The sequence below is a fragment of the Streptomyces cirratus genome (assembly GCF_014650775.1).
GTDB classification, from domain to species: Bacteria; Actinomycetota; Actinomycetes; order Streptomycetales; family Streptomycetaceae; genus Streptomyces; species Streptomyces cirratus.
Genome location: NZ_BMVP01000005.1, coordinates 230,241 through 253,359 on the forward strand (window position 1 = coordinate 230,241; position 23,119 = coordinate 253,359).

Below are 23,119 nucleotides of genomic sequence, written 5' to 3' on the forward strand. Positions count from 1 at the left end.
CCGTCCAGTCCACAGGACGCAACAAATGTCCAGGTCAGAGCGCTGCCTCCCGGGGCGCGAGCCAGGGTGTGTGACAAATCGGTGACACGTCGAGGGCTTCCGTTCAGGCATGCCCCCTGAGTCACCTGAGCTTCCAGGAAGCCAGCGTGGGCGCCGAGCCGCTTGCTTGATCGTCCGCGGCGTTGCGCCTGTCTCAACGATCTACACGCCCGCTGAGGATGTATGCCCCGGATGACCAAACGAGCCACCCGGGGCAGCGCGGCCCCAGTCGTACTGCGTCCCCGCATAGCGAGGGCACCAGGACCTATCCCGCACGCTCCATTCTGGTGCGGCCGATCGCGAGCTTAGTGTCGATCACGCCCTGGGACCATCGATCTTGCTCGCGGACCCAGGGCGGCTCTGGTGCTGGCCGGCGAGCCTTCCGACTCAGGGTGTGCGGAGGTCTTCCGCTCCCTGCCACTGCGGCAGGGTGGTCATGAACCCGTACTCCTCGGCGATCTTCTCAAGCTCCGCCGTCCATGGCTTGTCCGTCAGGACCTCGTTGAAGGCGAGCATCGCCGCGTGGAAGATCCAAAGGCAGTACGGCTGGCAGGCCACGATCTCGTCATGCATCGGCGCCTGGCTCACGTGGAAGGCTTCGTCGTCGTCCTTGAAGAACATCTGGGCACCCGTAAGGGTTGGGTGCGCGAAGCGTGACTCCACTTGGTAGAACGTCCGCTCTCTGGCGAGGCCGTAGCCCTGCATGAGGCGCTCAATCTTGGCAAGGCGCTCGTTGGGATCCGGCGAGACGGACTCCTTGACGGCCTTCACCGTTTCCGCCAAGACCGCATACCCCTCCTGATACCGATCCTTCGTGCCATCCGCGCGCAGCGTGTTGGCGAGCTGGATCTGGTCGTTCCTCAGCTTCCGGTTGTAGATGTCACCTATGCGGTCGCCCTGGTCGACGCACCACCGCAGCGTGATGGTGTGCTCAAGTGCACTACGCCGGTTCGGCGAAGCAGCGCCGCACGCACCGGCTTGGTGGAGGGTAAGGACCGCGCGGATCTGGTGCGCCACCGTGAAGAAGAGGCCCCAGCCGATCACGCTGGCACGGTTGGTCGGATCGATGTGGGTGTACAAGTCACCCGTGATCAAGTCTTCCAGACGGATCAAGCCGTCACGGGGATCCGGTTCAGTCACCGGACCATCATCGAGGGACTGCTTCCGTCTGTCACTGCACTTTTGGTAGCGAAGCGACGTTGCTGCGCAGCAGCCGCCAAGCTGTACGTCACTCCTCCTGGAGCACACAGCTGGCGAGAGCTCGGCGATGGATAGGAGCGGAGCCGCTACACCCTGGCCTCGCTTCGGATGGAGGAGTAAGAGATGCAGCCTTCTGAGAGTTGCGAGATGGTGATTATAGGTATTCGACCGCTGCACGAGATCGCATTGCGGTCTCCTACTCAAGATCTTGTCGAGGTTGATAGTAGACCGCCAAGCGCTTTCTCAGTCTGCGCCTCTGGAGCCACGACATGTCTTTACCGCTGACCAACTCTCCATGCCAATGAGCCAACTTACCATCGCGGAGCTTGTAGTCGAATAGCTCTACAGGCATAGGAGGCAGGGGCGCAACTTCATCCGGCTTGCTCCTTTTCCATCTACCCCATCCCACCTCTTTTTCCATACGGTATATTTATGCGCCCTTTTTAGAAAAATGTCAAGGACGGCATGTGCGGCTGCGACAACGCCGGGGACCAAGCCACCAAAGTGCAGGATAGGCTAACTGATTGGAGCCTTCGATGGGGAAGTGGTGGATTTATGCCGCTCTCTTTTTGGGGGCCGCCACCTGTTTCTTCCTAGAGTACGTCGTGAAGGTGCATGGCGGTCCCTTCCTTCACGAGCTCCTGCGTGTTGTCGGTGACGCCCTTATCGTTGCCTTCATCCTGGGTATCGCAGGCGATTTTTACCTTAAGTACAAATTTGGCGAAGAGGTGATGAAGAAGGCTGTGAGGGACGTCATGGCCGAGATGCTTGGGTTCTTGAGAGGAGGGCAGCCGGTAGAACTGAGAAAGGCGGTGTCCCGATTTGCTGGCCAAAGCATTTACGTACGCTCGACCCGCATTCGGGTCAATTTCTCTTGGGCTCACAAGGACCGCGTGATGAGGCTTGATGTCTCAGTGAAGGTCAAAGGTACCTGCATCGATGACAACGGGTACCTACCCAGAGGACCGCTCTGGTCAGTAGCCTCGATCCGTGGCTACGAGACAACTTACCTGCATTATTCGCTCCATTGCCCTGTGGCCGACATCAACGTTAGCGAAGACAACCCGGCAGAACTTGTGCCGTTTACCACGCTTTCGCCTCACAGGCTCAGCCTGAATCAGCAAGATCTACTCACCCATCGCGTTCCCCACGGGGCATACATCCCTCCTGGCGAAACCTTCGACCACGGGCGGAGCATTCGAACCTTTTTGCGGGCAACCGGTTTCGTTCCGCTCATGCATTCTGATTTCGCAATCCTGTTCAGATTGGAGCTGACAGGCGAGGCGCTGCCCGGTCTCGAAGTTTCTGTGTTTCATCCAATGAGTGAGGTAGGAGAACAAGAATGGCACTACGTCGGAGAGGACCCGGTGCCAGTTAGAGAGTGGCACAACGTAACGCCAGGCCAAGCGACCATTGTTAGCTGGCGCCCTAGGGATAATTCTGCGGCTGGAGTTTCGTAATCCAGCTTACATCTTTTGCCCCTCCTCCTCTCTATAATCCGTTCTCACATGACAGAACGAGAACAACAGCAATACACGTTCAACAAGACAGTCGTTGCGAAGGCACTAGGAACCCACGCCCAGGACGTCACTGATCCGGCCTATGGCGATGGTCACCATTTCCAGGTACGAAGCAACGACACTTTCTTAAGCCTTGATACCTTCCCGGAGAGTGGCGTTTCCCGCATCACGACCAAGGGCGCTCGCATCGAGCTGTTTGGTGGCGCTGTCCCAACAGTCGGAGAGGACGAGGGCATCGTCTTTCTTAATAGGGACTCAGAGCACGAACACTCGACTGTGGCTCTGCACCCTGACGGCGCTTTGACCCTGGGCTACCAGGTCGATACCGGCCCGGCAAAGGTTTCCGGTCTCCCGCAAGACAGTGAGGACACCGAGCAGATCAATGCCGAGCACCAGGCCGCCCAAGAGCCTGAGGAGCCGGCCGGCGAGGACGTGGTGCCCGCAGTTGTGACCGTTGCGTCAAAGCCACCAGAGAAACCGCTCAACGACGCGGCTCGTGAGCTTGGGGCCTTCCCCGACGTTCGCCCGATGATCCAGCAAGTCAGCGTTCCTGCGGAGCCCGAGCCGACGCCCCAGGTATCAGTCAGCACCGACAAGCCTGAGGGTGAGCACCCGCTTGATCGTGCCGCCCGCCTTCGAGACCAGGACCAGCAGACCAAGCAGGAGACGGCGGAGGCCGGCACGGAGCGGGTCAAGCTCGTCGGAAGGATCGGGCGAACGCCCACCGTCCGGGAGACCGCGGGCGGCAAGCTCGTGGCCAAGTTCCCCCTGGCGATTCATCTTGAGGACGGCACGACCAAATGGCAGGACGTGTTGGCCTTCGGCGACCGCGCTCAAGCACTCCAGAAGCGAGCCGAGGCCGGTGAGCTGCTCAAGGGGAACGAGGTCGAGGTGGTTGGTTACCCCCACATTCGCGAGTACAAGGGACGGGACGGCACACCCAAGACGGCGCAGGAGATCTACTCAGTTGCGGTTAAACGCCGCTGAGGACGCTCTCTTGGGGGCCTGGTGCGAAGAATTCTCAGTGACCCTGAGTATTCTCCCATAACAACACCAGGTCTCCTTGCGCCCTTTTTTGCGTCTTGACACCATGGTATCCAATATGAGAAAAACAGCTATATATGCCAGAAGGAGGAGAAGGACAGCAACCAAGATCGGAGGAGATAAACAACAGGGAGTCCAAGACGGAAGGGACAAGCGTTTATCAGCAAGCACTGATTCGTGCTCAAGAATTGCATAATTCCTGGTTGACCGGCAAGGAACAAGAGCCTGCCGAGTCTGATTCCTTGCGCATTGGTCGGGCCCGCCTTAGGGCAAAAGAGCAGAATGCCAACTCATGGTTCAAACAGCAGCTGGCCGAGCAGTTCAGAGGGGTGCACCGGGAGCAAGTTGAACAACCACCGATACGACTTCCGATCGAGGCAATTAAGGCTCAAACTGTGGACGAGAACTTGCTTGCCTATGTGGCTTCAGAGTTTGCCTATCGCGACTACTCGAACAAGACCGGCACGCCTCAGGAGAGAGCCCAGAGGGAAACCGCAGCTGGGTCTCCTGCAAGTCCAGAAGGTGAAGTCTATGACGATTTGATCGGGCACCCATTTCCACAGGTAGCACAAGCTACTGAGCGCCCAGATGGGCATGAGTACGAGGAGGCATTTAAAGACCTTGATGCTGCTCGCGCCGCTTTTCTCCTGCTCTCTGTGTCTAAGTATCGCTTCACCCAACACGACCTTTACACCCACCTTGGAGATATCCGTGTCCTTCCAGCAAAGATTGAAGTTACCCCGCGTCAGGCGAAACTCGTTGAACTCCTGGCCAATCGAGCTGGCCTGCCGTATGACGCTTCTCAAACCTCTATTACCACCGGACTGGATTTCGCACCCTCTGCGGTTGCGGGCCGATCGCGGCCACCTGCTCGTTAAGGTGGCGTAGCCTGGGACTAGAGCTTGTGGCTCGACGAACTGACAGCACGCGGCGAGGAGGTGTTCTCGCATGGGCTCTGACGTCTTGCTCGGCCACACCGAGGAGAGGAAACCAGTTTTCCTGCGTTACGGCCACCGCACCAAGCACGTAGCCGTCTTGGGTAAATCTGGCTATGGGAAGACGACGTTGCTTGAGCATCTCGTTCTAGAAGACATGCGAAGCGGCACCTCAGCAGTTGTCATCGATGCCCATGGCGATTTGACGGATCGTCTCATCTCTCTTGCGCCGGCAAAGGCGGGCAACAGCCTTATTCTGGTGGAGCCAAACAGCGAGCGCCCTTTCGGCCTAAACCTCTATGAGTGCCCGCCTGATGCCAAAGACGAGGTTGTAGCCAGGACTGTCGGCCAAGCGGTTGAGATCTTCCACAAGGTGATGGGCGTGCAGGGTGGCGGCTTGCTTCCTGTTATTGACCCAGGGCTGCGCAACACGGCACGCCTGCTTATCGCCAATGGCCTGACGATGGCCGAACTGCCACGCCTCTACGCCGACTCAGCGTTTCGACAAGCTGCCCTTCATAAGGTCACCAACCCATACGTCCGCCAATATTGGCAGGATTATGAGGCAGCTACGCCCCAGCGGCAGCAGGACAAGCGAGATCCCATCCTCAACAAAGTCGGCCGCTTCCTTGAAGACGAATTGCTCTACCCAATGGTTAGCCAGCCCGAGACGACTATCCCGTTCAAGCAGGTGATGAATGAAGGCGGCACCCTAATCCTCAATCTCGCGAGGCTCGATCGCGAGTCCATCTCCTTCGTCGGCATGGTGTTCCTGTCAATCCTTAGCAATCTCATACACCAGCGAGATCAGATACCCAAGTCCCAGCGCAGGCGTGTGCACCTTTACCTCGATGAGTACGGAAGGTTTGCCACACCAACGACGCGGCGCATGCTTCAGGAAGTACGTACGTACGAACTGGGTATCACCATTGCGCACCAGGATCTTTCACAGACGCCCGATGAAGAAGCCCTAAAGGTCGAGAGCCTTATCGTTTTCCAGCTCTCGCCCGAGGATGCGCAAGCTGTCGCGCCGATCTTCGCTAAGCCTCCTCCTTCTTCCGCAATGAGGCAAGGAATCTCTCAGCACCCGCTTGAATCGCTCGATCAGCGCCCCCATCCAGACCCCGAGGTTCGTCGCGCAGTCCGCAATCTTGTTGGTGGACTCCATCGCTTGAAAGAAGATTTCTGGGCAGTCATGCCCCGCGGTCCTGTTGTTGGTAGCCTCCCCCGTCATACACCGAGCGTTACTGCATTCTTTGAGGATCAGGCCAGTGGTCGAGAGAGAACCGCCAGCTACGCTTACGTCGACCTAGACGGAGGCGAAATTAGCACGGCTCTCGAAGGGCTCAATCGTCTACTCGTTCAAGTCATGGAAGAGGGGACGCCTTCCCAATCCCACTCCAAATCACTCGTTGATATTGTTGCAAGCCTTGCCAGGGGCGCCTGTGGCTTGAGCTACTTTCGCTATGCTCTTGATGGCACGCCGGAGAGGCCATGCTACGACGACCACGTTAAGCTCCTCCACCTGCTTAGCGCTTACATCCAAGGCTGCCTCGGAGATGTGCAAAAGGGGGATTCGCCTCAACGCTCAGCAGAAGGTCGGTTCCCTCCCCTTGAGCGTGCCATGGCGGCTTATGACCCTGGCTGGGCTGGCAAAGCTGAGCCTGATTCTTATGCACAGCTGCTTTCCTATGTCGTGTCTACCATGACGCTCTACGCCGTCCTTGCTCGCGACCCCATCTTGATACCGTTTGGCAGCAACGAGGGACAGCGTAGTTACGCGGATATGCAAGCCGAGGCTGAAATGGAGATTCGCAATCTTCCTCCTCACGTGGCCTACTGCAAGATCACTGATTCAGCTGGGAAGCCATGCGGGTACAAAATAGAAGCGTCAGCGCCCGCAAGCATCGAGGAGCAGGCCGAGCAGCATTACTTTGACAATCAGCTCAGGAAAGCGCTGAGGATCAGTTCCAAGATCAGAGGCGCTGAACCGCTTGATATCCACCAGTTCAGCGGTCACTCGCATGATATAGGAACATATTTCAGGACTGATGAGTTCCGGAAAGATATGTCACGTTCTATGCAAGAGTGGCGGTACGGAACGACGAGGAAAAAGCGCTCACCAATTACGTCACGCCCGCTGGAAATAGAGGGTGTGCGCAGCCGGAGCCGTGAGCACTTTGGTACTGCTCGGGCTCAGGTTGAGGAGGAGAGCAGGCGGAGGCGGGAGTACTTCGTTGAAGGCCACGCCGGGCGCAAGGCGGATCACAAGAACTCTGGCTCACTTCCGGTTGATCGCGCTCAGAAACCGGCGCGTGCCAAGCTGCGCGGCGAGCAGCGCCAGGAACAGATTCCCGAGACGAACCGCTCAGTTCTTCCCCCTATCGGCCGGAGGTCCCCAATGCGTTCCGGCGAGGCGGGTGCACCCCGGACGGGTCGGAGCATTGCATCAGCACTTGACCGGCTCTCCTCAAGCGGCGAGATGCGTGTTTACGAGCTCGCCAACGAACTAGGGGTCGAGAGTGCGGTCGTTATGGAGAAACTTGACCACCTCAATCTTTTCGTCCGCTCGCCAAACTCAATCCTCAAGAAATCTACCGTGCAGGCGTTGATCGATGCCTTCCGGGAACATCCGGAGTCGTAAGGAGAACCGGTTCTCTTACGCGAGTCTTACGGCGTTCCAGTTCGAGTTCTCACGCTCGTTTGGCAAAGTGGCTCAATGAACGAAGCACCTCACACTCCCAGCGTCACGCCAACCGGCCCGCTTCGCCTTGGTGCCGTGGACGAGGAGATTCTTCGGGCCGTCAACCGCTTCCAGTACATGACGGCCGCCCAGGTTGGACGGCTCCTCTATCCCAACCAGCACGACGACAATCGCTACGTGCAGCGTCGCCTTCGTCGGTTGGCCCAGGCTGATTACTTGCTCAGATTGCGTGAGCTGCCCACACCACGGATCGGCTCAGCGCCTCTCGTCGCCGCTGAGCTGCTGTGCCGGCGCTTCCAGGTATCCATGCCCAGGCTCATCACTGAGCGAGCGCTCAAGCGGATGAACATTCGCGTCCAGCCGCACGGCCAGGACGGCCGCAACGTCGCCGTCATCCCCGATGCGTGGTTTGAGCTTCAGACCTCGGATGACCCTGTGGTGGCCATCGCTCTGGAGCTAGACCGTGGGACCGAGTACCAGCGCTCCTGGCGTCGCAAGGTCGCCTCCCTCACTGCCTGGGCAGATGGTCCGTACCGCTCCTCGTTTGAGGCCGACAACCTCACCGTGGCCGTTGCCGCCCCCACCCACGCCAGACGCGACCAGCTCAGGACCTGGACCGCTCTGGAGCTTGAGGCCATCTCCGGGCTGCACCTGGCGGAGATCTTCCTGTTCACCGATGCCTCGCCCGTTGTAACCGAGCCCTTCGATTTCTTCTTCTCCCCGCTTTGGTACCCCGCCGGCCAGAGCACGCCCGTTGCCCTGCTCGATCTGCCGGAGGAAGCCCAGGCCGACCACGGCCTGTCGTGATCTTCCTCCGCAACCGCCAGGGGCCGCGCATCCCCCTTGGCACGTACCGAAGTTGGCTCATCCCCCGGACGCTCTACCTGCCGCTGAACGACGCTCGCGTCCACATGCATGTCCTCGGGAAGACCGGCTCGGGTAAGAGCTACTTTCTTGCCTCGCTCTTCCGGTCCCTCTACCTCGCGGGACAGCCGGTCACTCTCATTGACCCGCATGGCGACCTCGCCCAACTCGTCTTGGCCCACCTCGTCCAGGCCGGGCAGCTTGCTACCCCCAAGCAGCGCTCACGTCTCATCTACTTGGACGTCCCGGCCGCCGCGGTCGAGGACCGGTTCCTGCCGTTCAACTACCTCGCCCAGCCCTACGACGACCACGCGATGGCCGAGCACGTAGCCGAGGCAGCCCGGAGGGCCTGGCCCGAGCTGGCCCATGGTGCCCCCACCTTTGAGAACATCCTCAAGCACTCGGTCGTGGCGCTTTGCCAGGCAGGGCTTCCCTTAACTCGTCTCTCCGATCTCCTCACGGACAAGTCCTTCCGCGACGGGGTGCTAACCCGAGTACGTGACCCCCAGGTTCTCCGCTTCTTCCGGCTTCGCATGGACCAGTGGGGACGAGACGCGCCCCTGATGAAGGAGTCAACCCTCAACCGGGCGGATCTTCTAACCCTCTCCCCGATTCTCCGCTATGCCCTGGGGCATGAGCGAAACGTCTTGGACTTCCGGTCGCTGATCGACTCGGGCACCTCGTTGATCGTCAACCTCGCGGTTGCCTCCCCCGACGCCCGCCGGCTCTTTGGCTGCCTGCTCACCGTGGGCATGGAGACCGCGGCCCTCAGCCGTGCCAACGTCCGGGCAGCAGGCTCGGGACGTACCCCGCACTTTCTAATCCTGGACGAGTTCTCACAGTTCATGGCCCAAAGCGAGGAGAGCCTCACCCGTATGCTCTCGGAGACTCGCAAATACAACCTGTTCTGCGTTATGGCGCACCAGAACTGGAGCCAGGCGTCAGACCGGCTCAAGGGAGCACTTCAGAACGTGGGTCTTGAGGTCGTCCTCAAGGCAGGCCGTCCGGATGCCGAGCACTCCGCCCGCCTCTTCGGCACGGTTGATCCGGACGCCATCAAGCACGTCGTCACCGACCAGGCCGCCGAGGACAGAACGCACCCCTCCTACTACCCCCTGGCCGAGCAGTGGGAGCGACAGGTCCAATCCATCCAACAGCTACGCGTCGGCGAGGCATTCGTCAGACTGCCGGACGACCGTGTGCAGAAGGTCAGCACCCCTCGCCTCCCCGATCTCACCGAGCTGCCGCGCGAGCTGGACGAGGTCGAGCGGTACTACCTTGACCGCTACTTCGAGCCGCCCGGTGTCGAGCCCGTTCTCGCACCAACCACACAGGCCGAGTCACACACAACCGTCGTCAGACGACGTAAGCCACCAAGACGCACCGTCGGGACGACGCTCTACAGCTTTCCGTCGAGGCTAAAGACCGCGAAATAGGGACCATTTTTGCCCATTGATTCCGCCGTGCTCATTTTGATATAAATAAGACAGTCTATGTTTACCGAAGAACAGTTAAATCAACTACGAGAACTACTATCTCCCATCGAGCGCCGACTAGGCGGCTTGGAAGAGCGGATGGGCGGTTTAGACAAGCGCATGGGTGACCTTGAAGAGCGATCCACTAGTATTGAAGTCCAGCTCAAGGCGCACGTCGAGCAGTCAAAGAATCAGCACGACGAGCTGACCGCCCTATTCCTGGACGTCACCGAGGTCAACGACAAGGCTTACAAGAAGACGCTCGCGAACCACGACGAGCGCATCACTCGCATTGAGACACACCTCAACAACCCCCAACCCTGACCACCTTTCCCTTTTCCTTCCTTAATTGGCGGCACTTTCGGCATGGCTAGCGGGTCAAGGCTCCGCAGGACCGACGAAGTCGGCTTGGCCTTGAGGCGGTGGACAGGCCGGAACATCATCTGCCAGAAGGAAGAAAAGGTCTCATAGCTCTAAGGTCGAACGAGAGGCCATGTCGCAGAAGAAATGATTGGCGGCGGGGTTTTGAGGCTCGGGGAGTCAATACCGCTAACTGTTCGTCCCGTAGTGTCTCGCCCAGCCTCAGCGAGGTGTTCATGAGATGAACTTTGATAGATCCCAGCGGTAGGGAGGAGTCAGTCCCATAACTGGCCCTGAGGTTTTACCCACCTCCCCCGCGTCGGGGCCCTTAAGCAGGCAGACCTGATCGGGCTCTTGAGGCAGCTGCGGTGCTGCCCGATTTCACAAGTGTGCGGTCTGCCTGCTCCCAACACGATGCAGGCCACCGGCCAAATCCTCAGGGCAGCCGGCTGGCGTTGCGCGAGGGCCCGCAGTCCCCCGAGGTGTGGGTTTCAGTTCGTGAGCGTCATGCGCCAGAAGCGGGTGACCGTCTCGCGATAGCCCTGGTGGGAAGGGTTGCGCCCGACGTGGTGGAACGCCCAGTCACGGGCGGTCTCGAAGTCCTCATTGGCGCTTGAGGCCGCAAGGCACGTGGTGCACTGGAGTTCATGCACCCTCTTCGGAGCTTCCGGGGCGGTCTCGGGGCCCATCGTCCAGTTAGCGAAGCGGATGACGCTGCGTGGAGTCATCGCGGTCTCCTTCCCTGAGCGTTGACCACGGTTACCTTTGCGCGCAACTCGTCAAGAACTTCAGCCGGCCGTAGAGCACTTGGCGGCACGTCCCACTCAGTACCCCCGCCGGGCGGGCGCAGCTGGACGTACGACCCGACGTTGCCCATGACAACGCCTACTCGGTCAGTCCGTGTGTCCACCAGGAGCAAGCCGACCTCAGCCTCTGGGGCCTCTGATTCCGGCTCGCTGGCCCTCATGCGGTTCCGCGGCGCACGACCTCGGCCAGCTTCACCGCGACGTCCGCACGGATACGTCCGAGTTCCACCAGGTTGAGGTACGGGCTCGCAAAGTCGCTGTCCAGTGAGGGCAACACGATCCCCGCGCCGGCCAGCGCGTCTCGCAGTTCCGTTGCCGCTTCTTCAGCAGCGCCGGGCTTCAGCTTTGCCTGCTTGGTCGTCATGCCCCGAGACGGTAGAAGCCCTGGGGCGGCCGGGTTAACGGCGCTTCGATTTGCTTCTTGATCAACTTCCCCCGCTTCGAGACGCTTCTCATTTGTGGGTCTCTTGCACCCTTCTGCTTCCGGTGTTCGGGCGACTACGGTTCGGAGCGGCTCGACTGCAACGATCACTGGGAGGGGTTGTCATGAAGCTCAAGTTCATCGGCACGACGTCAGATGACGGCAAGTGTCCGACGCTCTACGAGACCGAGGACGGTCGGATCGTCGTCCAGGGGTACAAGCTCACCGACGGGGAGGCGCTTGAGCAGCTTCGAGACGTGTTGCCCGGCGAGACGTTCGTGGTGGTACCGCGGGAGCTTCTGACCCGCTTCGCGCCCAAGGAGTGAGCCGTGCCGCACTTGATCGACAGTGACGAGATCGACCGTCTTTTCCGGGAGGGGTTTGAGCACACCGCCTGGCGCCTGGAGAGCCGGCGTGCCTACCAGGTCGACTACGAGGGCGAGACGTATCAACGTTTCCTCCGGGGAGAAGAACCGGCTCGCGACCCCGATCGCCCATGGCTCGTGAACATGCGTAGGCAAACCGGTGCAGGCAAGCGAGTCGAGCGGGTTCGCCTCATTGACGATCCGCCAACGACCTACCAGCGGTACGGACTTACCGGTGTCCCGGCAGCCCTGGAGGCAGGCGAGGATGTCCGCTATCTACACCGCGCGCGGTCGGAGGAAGCGGCGTTGCCTGCCGAGGATTTCTGGCTCTTTGACAGCCGGTACGTTGCCCTCTTTCACTACGAGGGCGACGAGCCCGTCGGCCTGGAGCTGATCGAAGATCCGGCTCGTGTGTTGCGCTACTGCCAAGTCCGCGACGCCGCCTGGCACTACGCCATCCCCTACCGGGAGTTCGCCCTTCAAGTACCTTCCGCTATGTGAGCACGGATTTTCAACGAGCCAGAGAGGCCCTCGGTGCGCGCCTGCGCGAACTGCGCACCGAGGCACATCTCACCCATCGGGAGCTGGCAACCCGCCTTGGGTGGGCCCCCTCCAAGATGTCAAAACTTGAGACCGGCAAGCAGACGGCATCGATCGCCGATCTCACCGCCTGGGCTGAGGCAACCGGGTTCCCTGAGGTACTACCCGAGCTGAAGAACAGCCTCCGCCGACTGGAGACGCACTACCGCTCATGGCGACGCCAGCTGGCCGGCGGCCACAAGGCCGTCCAGGACGCTGCCCTCGCTGAGGAACAGCGCGCTCAGGTCATCCGGGTATACGAGACCTCGGTCATCCCGGGCATCTTCCAGACTGCGGAGTATGCCCGCCACCTCTTCACCCACTCAGCGAGGCTGCGTCGTTCCCCCCGGGACGTTGAGGACGCCGTACGGGCTCGTCTCCGTCGCCAAGAGGTTCTGTACCAACGCGGGCAGAAGTACCGCGTCATCATCTGGGAAGCCGTTCTCTACGCCGTGATCGGGAGCCCCGAGGTCATGCTCGGCCAGCTCGACCGCCTCGCCGGGATCATCGGCCTGGATACCGTCACCCTCGGGGTTCTCCCCTTCTCAGCCTCCCTGGACTTCACACCCAAGCACGGGTTCTGGATCCATGACGAGCGCAACGTCATCGTTGAGACCCTCAGCGCCGAGATGGAGCTTAAGGAGCCCGAAGACGTTGCGCTGTATCTGCGCCTCTGGGAGTACTACGACCAGGCCGCCGTCTACGGCCACACCGCACATCGAGCCATTGCCCGGGCTCGCCATGCGCTGGGAAGTTAGTCCCGTTTATTCCTTATTGACACGAGATATTGCATTTCGCTATTCTAAATAAAAGAAATACTGCCGGAATGAACCCTTTGGGTTTCCGGTAGATTTAACTTGCTTATGGTTATCGCAGTTGCCTCGCAGAAGGGAGGCGTCGGAAAAACATCATCCACAATCTCACTTGCCGCCGGCCTCGCCCGTAAGGGCAAGCGTGTCCTGCTTATAGACATCGACTCGCAGGCCAACAGCAGCAAAGTTCTCTTGCCGAACTACCCCCAGATACAGACGCACCAGACCGTTTTTGCGACCATCCTTGAGCGTAGTCCCCTCCCGACACATCAGACGAGTGTGCCGAATCTTGAGATCGTCCCCTCGCATATCCTCCTGTCAAACACGGACGTGGAGCTAACAACTGCCATCGATCACCGAGAGGAACGGCTCAAGAAGGAGCTTGACGCCGTCAGGGGCAGGTACGACTACATCTTTATCGATTGCCCTCCCACCCTCTCGTGGCTCACGATCAATGCATTCACGGCTGCGGACCGCGTCATTGTGGTTGTCTCACCCGGCTACTTCGAACTTGACTCGATCGTTCAGATCAGCAAGACCATCAAAGACGTGCGCGGGTACTTTAACCCTTCCCTTGAGCTCGCCGGCCTTCTCTTCACGATGAGCGATCCAACCGTGAACAGTAAGACCTCACTGCAAATCCTGCGGCAGACCTACACGAGCTCGGTGCTCAACACTGTCATCCCCCGGAACACCGATCTGCGCGATGCGCACTTTCAGAAGCAGGACGTCTTTGCGTTTAACGCGAAGTCGCCCGCGGCGCTCGCCTACACCAAACTTATCAATGAGTTGTTTCACATATGAACAAGAAACTGTACACCAACATCATCACAAATGAACTGGAGGGATCAGCGTTCTTCCCCGATAGGAAGAACAACCCCGTACCCCCCGTACGGGTAGTACCCCTGGTACGCCCTGTACTACCCGTACCCCCTCAAGGCAAGCGCATTATGAAACAGCGCCATCCTTTCGATATCTATCAGGATCAATACGAGTCGCTGCAATCCTTGGCGCTTGAGGAGAGGAAGCAGGGCGGCGTGGGCAGTATGTCCGCCATGGTTCGTGAAGCAATTGACAAACTCCTCGCCGAAAGGCGCTCTTCCTAACCTTTTCTTCAGCTCCGTGCATGCTTCATACCCGTACCCCCCGTACGGGTAGTACCCCTGGTACGGGTCGGCCCGTACGGTTCGTACGGCCCGTACGGAACTAGGCAAGCACGATGTGAATTTGATTAGCTCATAACTGAAGCAGACACAGCAGCCGCCGTCTCCCCCGCTTAGCGGGGTTTGCGAATAAAGACGGACTAGCTGACCGTGACTGACGTGACCGAGTGACCGAAGCAAACACGATCGATCTATAAAGTAGGGGATCGATCTAGGGCCCTGGTTCATTATCAGCAAGCCTGAGTTACCTCATCACAAATCGCTGGCGTTTCAAAGAAAACCGACGCGCCAGCGTCGATAGGCAAGCGAAGGGAAACGAGGGATCCGAGGGAACGGGGAATAGGGGAGCCACCAAGGGGGACCTTAGGGGGAGGGTTCGTCATGCTCAAAAACGGCCTCGTGCCTGACTCTGTGAACACAAACCTTGATCGTAAATAGTGATCGAGTAGGTTTCGTACCCGGTTTGAGAGGACGGGTGTCGTACCGTCTCAGGCCGGTACTACGGCCGGTACACCTGGAGCCGGTCAGTGGAAGCGTCCTGCGGACGGTTGTAGCTGGAAGGAATGGCCCGCTGACCAGCGGGTTCGGGGGTGGTCAGCAGACGGGGGGAGTCAGCCTCGCCTCGGGGTTGTCCCGAGCTCCCTGCGGTCGGTGGCGAGGCTGACTCCCCCCGTCCTCTCCACCTGCGCGCAAGGAAACAACACAACCCTTCGGGGCGCACAGGTTCCGAGTCCACCCCCCAAGGGGGGCCACAGTGGCCGCCCGACGGCATTCCTTCCAGACCTTCCTTCCGTCAGGCGGCTATAGGCCGCTCACGCGGTAGAACAGATCCGTACCGGATCAAAGCAGTGGCGGCGACGCCGCAAAAGAGCTTGGGCTCCTCGCCAGCGAGCAGGGGGAACCGGTGGCCTGCGGGCCTGCCGGGCCGGCTTACGGTTGCGTTGACACCTCGGCAACCTGCTTCATGCTCCGTCGATGAATGGGACGGTGGAACGGCTCACAAACCCTTGAGAGTTGGTGGCCGATTCGTCCCGGATTCCCTTGGGATTTACCCTTGGGCGGGATAAACTGGTAGTACCGCAGGCTAGCTTCTTGCAGCCAAGCGTCCTGGGCCCCAGCAAGTTCGCTGAGGAGGGGATCGCGATGCATCCCACTCTTGATGAGATCCACTCTTGGGCAGCCACGGTTGATGTTCACAAGGCTGCCCAGGCTGTTGGTATCTCCAAGTCGCACCTGTATGAGTTGATCAAGCGGGGAGAGGCGCCGTTTCGGGTTGTCTCGTTTGGTAGCCGCTATCGCGTCATTACCGCGTCTCTCATCCGCTATTTGGAGGCGGCTTGAGGAGGAGGGGAAGAGTCGAGGGTGCGGGGGGTTTCGTTGTAGGCAAGGTGCACAATGAGCGATCCGATCACCAAGGTAATACTCAAGAACGGTTCGACGCGATACCGCTTCGTCACCGATGGTCCCCGCCGGCCTAACGGCGCGCGGCGACAGATCCGAAAGACCTTCGACACGAAGAAGCAGGCGCGCGACGAGCTCGCCCGAATTCGCCATCAGTCCACTACTGGAACGTTCGTGGTACCAAGCAAGGTCACGGTTGGCGAGCTTCTCGACCTGTGGCTGACGAGCGCCATTCGCGGCGTTGAAGAAGCGACCGCCTCCAACTACGACAATGCCGTGAGGCCCGCCCGGCTCTTTCTCGGAGAAAAGCGGCTCCAGCTGCTGACCGAAGAAGACATCGAGGCATTTGTTGACTGGATGCTCACCCGCGGTCGGCAGCGTGGCGGAAAGCCGGGGACGGGCCTTGGCCTGAGATCCGTGCGGCTTACCCTTGGCCGGCTGCGCTCAGCGCTCAACCTTGCGGTTCGTCGTGGGTGGGTAGCCCGGAATGTCGCCGAGCATGTTCGCGTCTCACGCGATGCGGTGCGAAAAGCAGCGCAGGCTGACGCTAAGCGCCGCCCCTGGGACGAGACCGAGGTCAAGGCGTTTATTGAGGCGACCAAGAGTGACCGCCTCTTTGGTGTCATGCTCCTAACCCTTATCGCGGAGCGTCCCGCCGAGGTGTGCGGCACGCGTTGGGAGGAAGACGTTGACCTCACCGGGGCCGGGACTATTGCGGTCGGTAATACTCGCACCATCGTCTACGACCGCAGCCTGCCGAAAGGGTCGCGCAACAAGGTCGTTGAGAAGGACCCTAAGACCCGAAATGGTCGGCGTGTTCTGCCGCTGCCTAAGCCGCTGCAAGCGGCGCTTGTGACCTTTAGCGTCCGTCAGGCCGAGGAAAAACTTGCCGCAGGGGAAGCCTACGAAGCAAGCGGCTATGTGGTCGTTGACGAGCTGGGCCGACCCTTTAAGACGGACAAGTTGCGCCGCGAGGCCCACCGGTTGATGGCCCAAGCCGGCGTTCGGAAGGTGCGTCTCTACGACGCCCGCCACGCCGTTCTTTCCTGGATGGCCAACAACGGTGTGCCCGATACCGTCGTCTCCGCCTGGGCGGGGCACGCTGACCTGTCCTTCACCAAGCGGGTCTATGTCCATCCCGACCCGCAGAGCCTCAAGGCCGGTTCGGACAAGCTCGGGGAACTGCTCGCCAGCTAAGGCATGATCCACCAGGTCTTGTGACGAAATGTGACACGACAACCCCAGAGAACGCACAGAAGCCCTGCCTCACCGAAGTGAGACAGGGCTCTGAACTGCGACTACGAGGCGAACCTCTAGTCGGGACGACAGGATTTGAACCTGCGACCCCTTGACCCCCAGTCAAGTGCGCTACCAAGCTGCGCCACGTCCCGTTGTGCCTCGGCACTGTGCCCCCCACCTGGGGTTTCCCCCTCCGCGGCGGGCACATGCAGAACATTACCGCACGCCGGGGGGTGTACGTGCACGGGTGATCGGCGGGGGGCACGATGGGCGGGTGAACGTACGGGATCGCGATGACGAGGGGCGGGCGCGCAGCGCGCGGCCGCGGGACGGGCTGGGGCGGCCGTTGCCGTACGGGGCGCCTGGGGTGGAGCGGCAGCCCGAGGGGGTGGTGCGGGCGCCGGCCGAGACGGTGGCGCAGGCGCAGCTGCTGCTGGACGCCGGGATGCCCTTCCACGCGCACGAGGTGTTCGAGGACGCCTGGAAGTCCGGGCCGTCGGAGCAGGCGCCGCTGTGGCGGGGGCTCGCGCAGCTGGCGGTGGGGCTGACGCATGCCGCCCGCGGGAACGCGGTGGGCGGGGCGCGGCTCCTGCGGCGCGGAGCCGATGCACTGGCCGAGCTGGAGGCCGAGGCGGAGGGGGGAGCCGCCCGGGCCGGGGCCGAGGCCGGGGGTGCGGCGGGCCCCGCCGGACCGACGGGTGCGGGCGGGGCTGGTGCAGGGCACGCCCCGTACGGAATCGACGTGCCCGGTCTGGTCCGGTGGGCCCGGGAGCTGGCCGGGCGGGTGGAGGCCGGGCAGGCTGTCGACGCGGCGGCCGAGGCCCCGCACCTCGCCGCCCGGCCGGGCTCCGCTTGAGTCGCCGCGTCGGACGCGCCCCTACGCCGGCTGGAGCAGGTCCCAGCGGTTGCCGTAGAGGTCCTGGAAGACGGCGACGGAACCGTACGTCTCGTGGCGCGGCTCCTCCAGGAAGCGGACGCCCTCGGCGGTCATCCGGGCGTGGTCGCCCGCGAAGTCGTCGGTGTAGAGGAAGAAGCCGACGCGGCCGCCCGTCTGGTCGCCGACCCGGGAGCGCTGCGCTTCGTCCTTGGCCCGGGCCAGCAGCAGCGCCGATTCGGTGGCGCCGGGCGGACGGACCACGACCCAGCGCGAGCCGTCGGGCCGGGCGGTGTCCTCGGCGAGAGTGAAGCCGAGGGCGCGGGTGTAGAAGTCGATGGCCTCGTCGTAGTCGTGGACCACGAGGGCGGTGAGGGCGATGTGTGCGGACATGTCCCTCATTGTGCGGGTGGGTTGATCAGGACCACCTCCAGGGTACGGGGGCCGTGGACGCCCTCCACCCGGTCGAGCTCGATGTCGCTGGTGGCGGAGGGGCCGGAGATCCAGGTCAGCGGGCGGGTGGGGTCGAGGCGTTCGAGCGCCTGCGGGACGGAGTCCACCAGCTGGTCAGGGACGCGGACCACGCAGATGTGGTGGTCCGGGATCAGGGTGATCCGGCGCCGCCCCTGGTCGGGGCCGCCGTCCAGGACGATCGTGCCGGTCTCGGCGACGGCGAGCGCGCAGCCCGTGACCACGCTGTCCACGGCGTCGAGCGCGTACGGGGTGGAGCCGGCCCGGTCCTCGACACGGACCGCCTGCGCCGCGTCGAGCCAGGACGGGGGCAGGCCGGGCGGCACGAGCACGGTCCGGGCGCCCCGTTCGGCGAGCAGCGCGGCCAGGAGCGGCGCGAGGCCGTCCTCGTCGGTGCGGTGGACCTTCGCGCGGTACTCGGCGAGGTTGGCGGCGAGCAGGTCAGCTGATTCGGCGGGTGTGCGGTCGCCGTGGACGCGGAGGTAGTCGCGGGGGATCCCGCCCTCGCCGGCGCCCGGCTCCCCCGGCGCCCGTCCGATCCCGCCCTCGCCGGCGCCCTGCTCCCCGAGGGCTCGCCTGATCCGGCCCAGTACCCGGTCCCTGCCGCTCATGCGCGTCCTCCCCGCTCCCTGGCCCACCAGTCGCGGAACGGTTCCCGCGGCGGCCGGGGCAGCTCGCGGCTGTCGGTCCAGGCGCGCCCCGGTCCCGGCAGCCGGCGGGGCCGCAGCCGCCGGGCACGGGACAGCAGCCGCTCCCCCGCGCGCAGCGCGCCGGGGCGTTCCAGCAGCAGCCGGGCGGCGCGCAGCGCGGCCCGTTCGGCGGTGTGGCCGCGCGCGGGCCGGATGCGTACGCGGATGCCCTCGCGGGTCGCCGGGCCGCCCTGGGCCACGCGTTCGCGCAGGTGCAGGAGGACTTCGGGGATGTCGATGGCGACGGGGCACACCTCGTAGCAGGCGCCGCACAGCGTGGAGGCGTAGGGCAGCGAGGCGTCGATCTCCTCGTCGGTGCCCCGCAGTTGGGGGCTGAGGATCGCGCCGATGGGGCCGGGGTAGACGGAGCCGTAGGCATGGCCGCCGGCGCGCTCGTAGACGGGGCAGACGTTCAGGCAGGCGGAGCAGCGGATGCAGCGCAGGGCTTGGCGGCCCACCTCGTCGGCGAGGGTGTCGGTGCGGCCGTTGTCGAGGAGGACGAGGTGGAAGGCTGCGGGCCCGTCGCCGTCCGCCCCTTTCGACGGGCCCAGCCCGGTCCACATCGTGGTGTACGGGTTCATCCGTTCGGCGGTGGAGGAGCGCGGCAGCGTCTGGAGGAAGATCTCCAGGTCCCGGAAGGTCGGCACCACTTTTTCGATGCCCACGACGGAGATGAGGGTCTCGGGCAGGGTCAGGCACATCCGTCCGTTGCCCTCGGACTCGAAGACGACCATCGTGCCCGTCTCGGCGACCATGAAGTTGGCCCCCGAGACGGCGACTTTGGCGTGCAGGAACTTCTCGCGCAGGTGCAGTCGGGCCGCTTCGGCCAGTTCTCGCGGGTCGTCGCCCAGCCCGTCGGGGGCCGGCCGCCCCCAGCGGCCCATCTCGGTGCGGAAGACCTCGCGGATCTCGGCGCGGTTGAGGTGGATGGCCGGGACGAGGATGTGTGAGGGCCGGTCGTGGCCCATTTGCACGATGAGTTCGGCCAGGTCGGTCTCGTACGCGGCGATCCCCGCCGCTTCCAGCGCCTCGTTGAGGCCGATCTCCTGGGTGGCCATCGACTTGACCTTGACGACTTCCCGCTCGCCGGTGGCCAGCACCAGCGCGGTCACGATCCGGTTGGCCTCGGCCGCGTCCGCCGCCCAGTGCACGGTGCCGCCGGCGGCGGTGACCGCGGCCTCCAGTCGCAGCAGGTAGTGGTCGAGGTGGCGCAGGGTGTGGTCCTTGACGGCCTTGCCCGCCGCGCGCAGCCGGTCCCAGTCGGCCAGTTCGGAGACGGCGCGGGCCCGTTTGTCGCGGATGGTGTGCGTGGCGCGGCGGAGGTTGGCGCGCAGCACGTCGTCCCGTACGGCTTCCCGGGCGGCGGCGGGGAAGGCGGGCATGCCGAGGTGGGTGGCCGTCATCGCGGGTGCTTCCCCTCCGTCGTGGTGGCCGCCTCGTCCGTCGACGCCAGGATCTCGGCGATGTGCAGGGTCCTCAGGGGGGCGCCGGCCCGGCGGAGCGTTCCGTCGAGGTGGGCGAGGCAGGAGTTGTCCGCGCCGCAGAGCACCTCGGCGCCGGTGGCGCGGGCGGCACGGACCTTGTCGGCGCCCATCGCGGCGGACACGTCGGGGTTCTTGACGGCGAAGGTGCCGCCGAACCCGCAGCACTCCTCGGCGCCGGGCAGTTCGATCAGGTCCAGGCCCCGGACGGCGGCCAGGAGCCGCCGGGGGCGGTCGCCGAGCCCGAGGGCGCGCAGGCCGTGGCAGGAGGGGTGGTAGGTGACGGTGTGGGGGAAGTACGCGCCGACGTCGGTCACTCCGAGGACGTCGACCAGGAATTCGGTCAGCTCGTACACGCGCGGTACGAGGCCGGCCGCGAGGTCCGCCAGCTCGTTTCCGCGTCCCTCGGCCGCCGCCCGGGCGCCGATGCGGGGGTAGTGCTCGCGGATCATGGCGACGCAGGAGCCCGAGGGGGCGACCACGTACGGGTAGCCGGCGAAGGCCCGCGCCGTGCGGCGCAGCAGCGGCTCGCTTTCGTACCGGTAGCCGGTGTTGTACTGGGGCTGACCGCAGCAGCTCTGCGCGGCCGGGAAGTCCACGTCCACGCCGAGCCGCTCCAGCAGGCGCACGACGGCGACCCCGGTGCGCGGGTACAGGGCGTCGTTGACGCAGGTGACGAACAGGGCGGCACGCATGACGGGCACAATAGCGGCGTGAAGAAGTTCTCAGTGATCGGCATAGGCGCGGGCGACCCGGACCACCTGACCCTCCAGGCGGTCAAGGCGATCGGTGCCACGGACGCGTTCCTCATCCTGGAGAAGGGCGAGGAGAAGGCGGACCTCACGGGGCTGCGGCGGGCGATGCTCGAAGCACACGCCCGTCCGGGCCACCGGCTCGTGGAGGGGCGGGACCCGGACCGCGACCGGACGCCGGCGGACTACGCCCCGACGGTGGACGGCTGGCGCAGCGCGCGGGCCGCCATCTTCGAGCGGTTCATCGCCGAGGACCTCGCGGACGGGGAGACGGGCGCGTTCCTGGTCTGGGGCGACCCGTCGCTGTACGACTCCACCCTCGCGATCCTGGACGAGGTGCTGGAGCGGGGACGGGTCGCCTTCGAACACGAGGTGGTTCCGGGCATCAGCAGCATCTCCTCACTGCTGGCCCGGCACCGCACCAACTTGAACCGGGTCGGGCGGCCGGTCCAGATCACCACCGGCCGGCGGCTGGCCGAGGGCTGGCCGCAGGACGTGGACGACGTGGTGGTGATGCTGGACGCGCGGCACGCCTTCACCGCCCACCTGGACCAGGACCTCTTCATCTACTGGGGCGCCTACGTCGGCACGCCGGACGAGATCCTGGTGTCGGGGAAGCTGGCGGAGGTCGCGGGCCGGATCGAGGAGCTGCGGACCGAGGCCCGGGCCCGCAAGGGATGGATCATGGACACCTACCTGCTGCGGCGCGGCTGAGGCTCACCGCCCGAGGTGGGCGGGGAACTCGGCGGCGAGGCGTTCGTACTCCTCGGGGCGGGTGTAGAGCTGCCCGCAGACCCGGATGCCGCCGCCGCCGGGCCACGGCCAGATCAGCACCCTGATGCGCAGCTCCCGCGCGATCCGCTCGCGCAGCTCCCGGGCGCTTTCCGGGGTTTCGGCGATGCCGGGCGGCAGCCGCAGGGCGCGCATGCCGAGTCCCGCCGCGTACGGGAGCGGGGTGAGCCCGGGGAGTTCGGCGAGCAGGGCCGCGCCGTAGGCGGCGAGGGTGCTGTTGTGGGCCCGTACCTTGGCGGCGTCGAGCCGGTCCAGGAGGTCCAGTCCCTCGGGGGCGGCGAGCCATCCGGTGTAGTCGGCGGTCGCCCGGTTCTCGACGGAGCGGGGGAAGCCGTCGCCGTCCTCCCAGGAGGGCACCAGTGCCCTGATGCGGCCCCGGTGGCGGGGGGCGACGGCGAGGAGGGCGCTGCCGGAGGGGGCGTAGCCCCACTTGTGCAGGTTGCCGAACCAGAAGTCGGCGCCGCCCGCGAGGGGGTCGGCGAGCATGCCGGGGGCGTGGGCGCCGTCGACGACGGTGGTGACGCCCCGGGCGGCCAGGTCGGCGAGGAGCTCCGGGGTCGCGATGAGGCGGGCGGTGGGCGAGCTGATCTGGTCGAGCAGCGCCACCTTGGTGCGGGGTGTCAGGCCGGCCAGGACGGCTTCGCGGACGGCGTCCTCGTCGGGCAGGTCCGGGTCCAGCGCGACGGTGGTGACGGGGGCCCGGCGGGCGGCGGCCGCGACCACCGTTCCGTAGCCGTGGTCGGTGACCAGGATCTCGTCGCCGTCGGCGAGTTCGATGGCGTTCAGCGCGAGGTTGGCGCCTTCGGTGGCGTTGGAGATGAACGCGAGCCCGTCGGGGTCGGCCCCCAGGTGCGCGGCGACCCTGCCGCGGGCGGCGGCGATCCGGTCGGCCACGTCGACGAAGAAGGCGTCGGGGTCTGTGTGCACCTCCTCCAGCAGCGTCGCCTGGACCTCCTGGACGGCGAGGGGCACGGCGCCGAACGAGCCGTGGTTGAGGTGGGCGATCGCCGGGTCGAGGCGGAAGAGCTGCGGCCCGCCCGGGAACGCCGAGGGGCGGGTCGGTGCGGCGGTCGGCGCGCTCTTCGGGTCGGTGGTCGGCTGGGTCACGTTGCTCCTCCGGGACGGCGGCGGGC

24 protein-coding genes and 1 tRNA gene are annotated in these 23,119 nt (G+C 63.8%); 16 read left to right on the forward strand and 9 right to left on the reverse strand.

The features are described from left to right. Positions 1-426 precede the first annotated feature (426 nt). Positions 427-1,179 (reverse strand): DUF5677 domain-containing protein, encoded by a 753-nt coding sequence (locus IE207_RS16335; protein WP_190184929.1) that lies wholly within the window; start codon positions 1,177-1,179, stop codon positions 427-429. Positions 1,180-1,775: 596 nt separating this feature from the next. Here IE207_RS16335 and IE207_RS16340 point away from each other — a divergent pair. The 7 genes from IE207_RS16340 (at position 1,776) to IE207_RS16370 (ending at position 10,105) form a co-directional block, all read left to right on the forward strand. Next, positions 1,776-2,699 (forward strand): hypothetical protein, encoded by a 924-nt coding sequence (locus tag IE207_RS16340; protein ID WP_190184930.1) that lies wholly within the window; start codon positions 1,776-1,778, stop codon positions 2,697-2,699. Between the two features lie 48 nt (positions 2,700-2,747). Further along, positions 2,748-3,746 carry a single-stranded DNA-binding protein gene (locus tag IE207_RS16345; protein WP_190184931.1) on the forward strand — a complete coding sequence of 333 codons (999 nt, stop codon included), beginning with the start codon at positions 2,748-2,750 and terminating at the stop codon, positions 3,744-3,746. 260 nt (positions 3,747-4,006) lie between these two features. Further along, positions 4,007-4,681 (forward strand): hypothetical protein, encoded by a 675-nt coding sequence (locus IE207_RS16350; protein WP_190184932.1) that lies wholly within the window; start codon positions 4,007-4,009, stop codon positions 4,679-4,681. A gap of 70 nt (positions 4,682-4,751) precedes the next feature. Further along, positions 4,752-7,382, forward strand: coding sequence for a translation initiation factor IF-2 N-terminal domain-containing protein (locus IE207_RS16355; protein ID WP_190184933.1), 2,631 nt, complete (start codon positions 4,752-4,754; stop codon positions 7,380-7,382). A gap of 135 nt (positions 7,383-7,517) precedes the next feature. Continuing rightward, positions 7,518-8,249, forward strand: coding sequence for a replication-relaxation family protein (locus IE207_RS16360; protein ID WP_190184934.1), 732 nt, complete (start codon positions 7,518-7,520; stop codon positions 8,247-8,249). Next, a complete protein-coding gene (locus IE207_RS16365; protein WP_190184935.1) occupies positions 8,246-9,742 on the forward strand; it encodes a type IV secretory system conjugative DNA transfer family protein in 1,497 nt (498 codons plus the stop codon). The genes IE207_RS16360 and IE207_RS16365 overlap by 4 nt, the downstream gene beginning before the upstream one ends. Positions 9,743-9,799: 57 nt before the next feature. Next, positions 9,800-10,105 (forward strand): hypothetical protein, encoded by a 306-nt coding sequence (locus tag IE207_RS16370; RefSeq protein ID WP_190184936.1) that lies wholly within the window; start codon positions 9,800-9,802, stop codon positions 10,103-10,105. A gap of 527 nt (positions 10,106-10,632) precedes the next feature. On the opposite strand, the gene IE207_RS16375 is transcribed toward IE207_RS16370, so the two are convergent. Beyond that, positions 10,633-10,869: a DUF7848 domain-containing protein gene (locus IE207_RS16375; protein WP_190184937.1), complete on the reverse strand. Its 237-nt coding sequence runs from the start codon at positions 10,867-10,869 to the stop codon at positions 10,633-10,635. A 235-nt stretch (positions 10,870-11,104) separates the two neighbouring features. Beyond that, positions 11,105-11,311, reverse strand: coding sequence for a hypothetical protein (locus IE207_RS16380; protein WP_190184938.1), 207 nt, complete (start codon positions 11,309-11,311; stop codon positions 11,105-11,107). A 182-nt stretch (positions 11,312-11,493) separates the two neighbouring features. Between IE207_RS16380 and IE207_RS16385 the strand changes: the two genes are divergently transcribed. The 7 genes from IE207_RS16385 (at position 11,494) to IE207_RS16415 (ending at position 16,885) form a co-directional block, all read left to right on the forward strand. Beyond that, entirely contained in the window at positions 11,494-11,694 is a 201-nt protein-coding gene (locus IE207_RS16385; protein ID WP_190184939.1) for a hypothetical protein, read from the forward strand. A gap of 3 nt (positions 11,695-11,697) precedes the next feature. Then, positions 11,698-12,234 (forward strand): DUF6879 family protein, encoded by a 537-nt coding sequence (locus tag IE207_RS16390; protein WP_190184940.1) that lies wholly within the window; start codon positions 11,698-11,700, stop codon positions 12,232-12,234. Then, positions 12,231-13,070, forward strand: coding sequence for a helix-turn-helix domain-containing protein (locus tag IE207_RS16395; RefSeq protein WP_190184941.1), 840 nt, complete (start codon positions 12,231-12,233; stop codon positions 13,068-13,070). The genes IE207_RS16390 and IE207_RS16395 overlap by 4 nt, the downstream gene beginning before the upstream one ends. A gap of 105 nt (positions 13,071-13,175) precedes the next feature. Continuing rightward, a complete protein-coding gene (locus IE207_RS16400; RefSeq protein ID WP_190184942.1) occupies positions 13,176-13,928 on the forward strand; it encodes a ParA family protein in 753 nt (250 codons plus the stop codon). Then, positions 13,925-14,230, forward strand: coding sequence for a hypothetical protein (locus IE207_RS16405; RefSeq protein WP_190184943.1), 306 nt, complete (start codon positions 13,925-13,927; stop codon positions 14,228-14,230). The genes IE207_RS16400 and IE207_RS16405 overlap by 4 nt, the downstream gene beginning before the upstream one ends. Positions 14,231-15,430: 1,200 nt before the next feature. Continuing rightward, the gene (locus IE207_RS16410) at positions 15,431-15,628 is read left to right on the forward strand and encodes a helix-turn-helix domain-containing protein (RefSeq protein ID WP_190184944.1); all 198 of its coding nucleotides are present in this window, start codon (positions 15,431-15,433) and stop codon (positions 15,626-15,628) included. 54 nt (positions 15,629-15,682) lie between these two features. Then, positions 15,683-16,885, forward strand: coding sequence for a tyrosine-type recombinase/integrase (locus tag IE207_RS16415; protein WP_190184945.1), 1,203 nt, complete (start codon positions 15,683-15,685; stop codon positions 16,883-16,885). 120 nt (positions 16,886-17,005) lie between these two features. Here IE207_RS16415 and IE207_RS16420 read toward each other — a convergent pair. Beyond that, positions 17,006-17,079: transfer RNA gene (locus IE207_RS16420), tRNA-Pro, on the reverse strand. A 122-nt stretch (positions 17,080-17,201) separates the two neighbouring features. On the opposite strand from IE207_RS16420, the gene IE207_RS16425 reads away from it, so the two are divergent. Beyond that, positions 17,202-17,783, forward strand: a complete 582-nt coding sequence (locus IE207_RS16425) for a DUF309 domain-containing protein (RefSeq protein WP_190184946.1) — start codon at positions 17,202-17,204, stop codon at positions 17,781-17,783. Positions 17,784-17,804: 21 nt separating this feature from the next. On the opposite strand, the gene IE207_RS16430 is transcribed toward IE207_RS16425, so the two are convergent. The 4 genes from IE207_RS16430 to IE207_RS16445 are packed head-to-tail and all read right to left on the reverse strand — an operon-like array spanning position 17,805 to position 21,137. After that, positions 17,805-18,194 (reverse strand): VOC family protein, encoded by a 390-nt coding sequence (locus IE207_RS16430; protein WP_190184947.1) that lies wholly within the window; start codon positions 18,192-18,194, stop codon positions 17,805-17,807. A 5-nt stretch (positions 18,195-18,199) separates the two neighbouring features. After that, a complete protein-coding gene (locus IE207_RS16435) occupies positions 18,200-18,883 on the reverse strand; it encodes a LutC/YkgG family protein (protein ID WP_190184948.1) in 684 nt (227 codons plus the stop codon). Then, a complete protein-coding gene (locus IE207_RS16440) occupies positions 18,880-20,364 on the reverse strand; it encodes a lactate utilization protein B (protein ID WP_190184949.1) in 1,485 nt (494 codons plus the stop codon). Before IE207_RS16440 ends, IE207_RS16435 begins: the two co-directional genes overlap by 4 nt. Beyond that, a complete protein-coding gene (locus IE207_RS16445) occupies positions 20,361-21,137 on the reverse strand; it encodes a (Fe-S)-binding protein (protein ID WP_190184950.1) in 777 nt (258 codons plus the stop codon). The genes IE207_RS16440 and IE207_RS16445 overlap by 4 nt, the downstream gene beginning before the upstream one ends. 18 nt (positions 21,138-21,155) lie before the next feature. Here IE207_RS16445 and cobF point away from each other — a divergent pair, with 18 nt between their 5' ends. Next, positions 21,156-21,908, forward strand: coding sequence for a precorrin-6A synthase (deacetylating) (gene cobF / locus IE207_RS16450; RefSeq protein WP_190184951.1), 753 nt, complete (start codon positions 21,156-21,158; stop codon positions 21,906-21,908). Between the two features lie 3 nt (positions 21,909-21,911). Here the strand turns inward: cobF and IE207_RS16455 are convergent, their stop codons facing one another. Further along, positions 21,912-23,093 carry an aminotransferase class V-fold PLP-dependent enzyme gene (locus IE207_RS16455; RefSeq protein WP_190184952.1) on the reverse strand — a complete coding sequence of 394 codons (1,182 nt, stop codon included), beginning with the start codon at positions 23,091-23,093 and terminating at the stop codon, positions 21,912-21,914. Positions 23,094-23,119: the final 26 nt, after the last annotated feature.